This is a genomic window from Coprococcus sp. ART55/1, from assembly GCF_000210595.1.
Classification (GTDB): domain Bacteria; phylum Bacillota; class Clostridia; order Lachnospirales; family Lachnospiraceae; genus Coprococcus; species Coprococcus aceti.
This window is the reverse complement of record NC_021018.1, coordinates 1651254-1654525: the sequence shown is the minus strand read 5'-3', so window position 1 is coordinate 1654525 and position 3272 is coordinate 1651254. Positions and strand designations below refer to the sequence as shown.

4 protein-coding genes are annotated in these 3272 nt (G+C 42.4%); all 4 read left to right on the top strand.

The window, feature by feature from the left end:
• Positions 1-48 precede the first annotated feature (48 nt).
• Positions 49-240, top strand: a complete 192-nt coding sequence (locus tag CCU_RS07590; protein WP_015534171.1) for a hypothetical protein — start codon at positions 49-51, stop codon at positions 238-240.
• Positions 233-925, top strand: coding sequence for a glycerophosphodiester phosphodiesterase (locus CCU_RS07585; RefSeq protein WP_015534170.1), 693 nt, complete (start codon positions 233-235; stop codon positions 923-925). The genes CCU_RS07590 and CCU_RS07585 overlap by 8 nt, the downstream gene beginning before the upstream one ends.
• Before the next feature lie 62 nt (positions 926-987).
• The gene (locus CCU_RS07580; protein WP_015534169.1) at positions 988-2916 is read left to right on the top strand and encodes an EAL domain-containing protein; all 1929 of its coding nucleotides are present in this window, start codon (positions 988-990) and stop codon (positions 2914-2916) included.
• Positions 2917-2931: 15 nt separating this feature from the next.
• Positions 2932-3272 (top strand): AAA family ATPase (locus tag CCU_RS07575; RefSeq protein WP_208896361.1); only part of this gene is annotated, 341 nt, incomplete at its 3' end.

Below are 3272 nucleotides of genomic sequence, written 5' to 3'. Positions count from 1 at the left end.
GGTTCTTGATCAGAAACTGTTGAATATAATGCATAATGCAGACAAAAAATGTGTGAGTATAGAGATTTTGTAAAGGATGACAGAAAAGCCGGTGGAAGATACGAACATGTGTCGGGATATATACGCAATGTTGACGTATATGGGAAAAAGATAGTTATGGAAGACAGAACCGAGATACCGATAGATGATATATATGATTTAAATATTGATCAGAATGGAGATGTATATTTGCATGAATAGAGAGACTATGGTGATAGCACACAGAGGAGCGAGTGCCCTTGCGCCTCATGAGAATACACTTGAAGCGTTTCAGATAGCTATAGATCTGAAGGCGGATATGGTGGAGTTCGATGTGAGGAAAACCAGTGATAATATACTCATAGTATTTCATGATGAAACTATAGACGGCAGAAAGATAGGAGATATGACATACAACAGGATCAACGATATTGCATCAAAAGAAGGCTACAGAGTGCCTACGCTTGACGAAGTCCTGGAACTCTGCAGCGGAAAGATATGTCTTGATATAGAATTAAAGGAGAGCGGATACGAGAGGCGTGTCATAGATCTTGTCAAGGGGAGATTTGGATACGGTGAGTTCTCGATAAAATCCTTCAAGGACAAAGTGTCGTACAATGTGAAGGCCATAGACCCGAGGATAAAGACCGGACTGCTCGTCGGTAAGAAAAAGGCTAAGCTCGGTGTCAGATTGAATGAGTATTTTCCTGAGAGAAGAATGAGACGGTGTAAAGCGGATTTTATATCGCCGAATTATCTTCTCTGCACGAAGAAATTTGTGAAGAGAATGAAGCGCAAGCACATACCGGTATATGTGTGGACTGTGAATGATCCACACTGGATGAGACGTATGTGCAGACTGGGCGTAGATGCAGTGATAACAGACCGCCCGGATATAATGCGTTGAAAGACCTAGAAATATTTGTTATATTATTCTACAGGTGGAGGAGTTGTACATAGGAGGATAATATGAGCAAAGTACTATACTTTGATTACGCGGCATTCTGCGTGTTTACTCTTATCATGGTCTCAGTCATCATGAAGAAGATGACCAGAGGCAAATTAAACAGGCAGTTTCAATTTGTTCTGACCATTGCAATGGTTGCCACAGCGTTTGATATAGGCGCCATCGCATTTGACAATATGGGTGAAAGGCATGTAGTCACCCAATACATATTCCATACGGGATATCTCTTTTTCCATGTCGTTTCATCGGCTATGTATGCCACTTATGTGGTGAACATAGTGGATGCCATACATATATTCAGAGGTAAAGTGAAGAGTTTCATACTGGCACTTCCAACGTTGCTGTGCATGATCATGCTCGGAGTTAATTTTTTCACTCCGTGTGTATTCAGTATAGGCGGACAGGGAGAGTACAGAAGAGAGTTTTTCATGACATTTCTGTATGTTGCCGGAATATTTTATATGATTCTGGGCTTCATGGTTGTTACGAGATACCACAGGAGACTTACAAGAGGAAGATTTGTATCAACCATAGCGATATTCCCATTGGTTGTTGTTGCGGCCGTATTTCAGATGTTTAACCCGGATATTCCGATTGAGATGTTTGCAAATGCGATTGGATTACTGTTCGTTGCGTTGCTGATACAGAGTCCGGAGCAGGTTATAAGCAGTGCCACGGGCCTGAACAAGATCACAAGATACATGGATGACGTGAGAAATTCTCTGGATAATGGCCTTGATATAACGGTAGTTATGATAACTATGGAGAATGACAAGACTCTTCGCGGGATTCTGGGAGTTGAGGAATATCATAAGCTGCTCAGGGAGATCTCTGAAGACTTTTTAGAGTGGAGCAGACCATATGGATATGATGTTGAGTGGTATTATCTGGGAACCGGAATGTTCAGATGTGTCATGAACCAGCGTATCAAGGATCAGGCTGAGGATTTTGCGGAGCGGATAAACGAGAAGCTGAAGAAGGGATATAAGTATAATGATATGTTTATAAATCTATTGCCGATAATATGTATCACCAGATGTCCTCAGGATATAGAGGATGTTGACAGTGTGATGCGGTTTGGCGGTGAGCTTGCTGAGCACGAGTATACAGGCCGTGTTCTCTATGCCAGAGATATCTATAACAAGGAAAGATATGATCTGATGCGGGACATGGACATGATACTTGATAAGGCATTTGCCGAGAACAGGTTTGAGGTTTACTATCAGCCGATATACAGCATAGATTCTGGAAAATATAACAGTGCTGAGGCACTTCTGAGATTAAATGATGATATGTATGGATACATTTCGCCGGAGATATTTATCCCTGCTGCGGAGGAGAATGGAATGATCCATAAGATAGGTAAGTTCGTTCTTGAAGAGGTGTGCCGTTTCATAACTGGAGAGAAATTCAAGAATCTCGGACTGGAATATGTTGAGGTGAATCTGTCGGTCATCCAGTGCATGAGCAGTGAGTTATCAGAAGACGTGCGGGCGGTGATGGAGCGTTACGGAGTCAGCAATGAGCAGATAAATCTTGAGATTACTGAGACTGCGGCTGCCTATGCTCAGACGACAATAATGGACAATATCAACAGTCTCACAGATTATGGTATTGCATTCTCACTTGACGATTTTGGAACAGGTTATTCCAATATGAAGAGGATAGCATCCATGCCGTTTGCGATAGTTAAGCTGGACAAGACATTTGCGGATATAGACACAGATGACAAGATGATGAAGGTTGTCAAGAACACCATAAGCATGGTTAAGGATATGAATATGAAGATTGTAGTGGAAGGCGTGGAGACGGAGGAATCCCTCAGGGAGTTCAGCAATCTTGGAGTGAATTACATTCAGGGCTATTATTTCTCAAGACCATTGCCACAGGATAAGTTCATATCAGAGGTGAAGAGAGTTAACCAGAGCTAAGAGAAAGGACGGCGTATGACAGATATAGAGAACCGGGTCGTTGATGAGGTAGAGAAGGTCGTAAAGGGAAAAAGAGATATAATAATCAAGGTCTATGCTGCCATACTTGCGGGTGGACATATACTGCTTGAGGATATCCCGGGTGTGGGCAAGACCACTCTTGCAACGGCATTTGCCAGAACTCTGGATATGAAATATAACAGAGTCCAGTTTACACCGGATGTTCTGCCGAGTGACATAATGGGATTTTCCATGTACAATGCAAAAAGCGGTGAGTTTGAGTACAGAGAGGGTTCAGCGTTCTGTAATCTGTTCCTTGCGGATGAGATAAACCGAACATCGCCTAAGACTCAGTC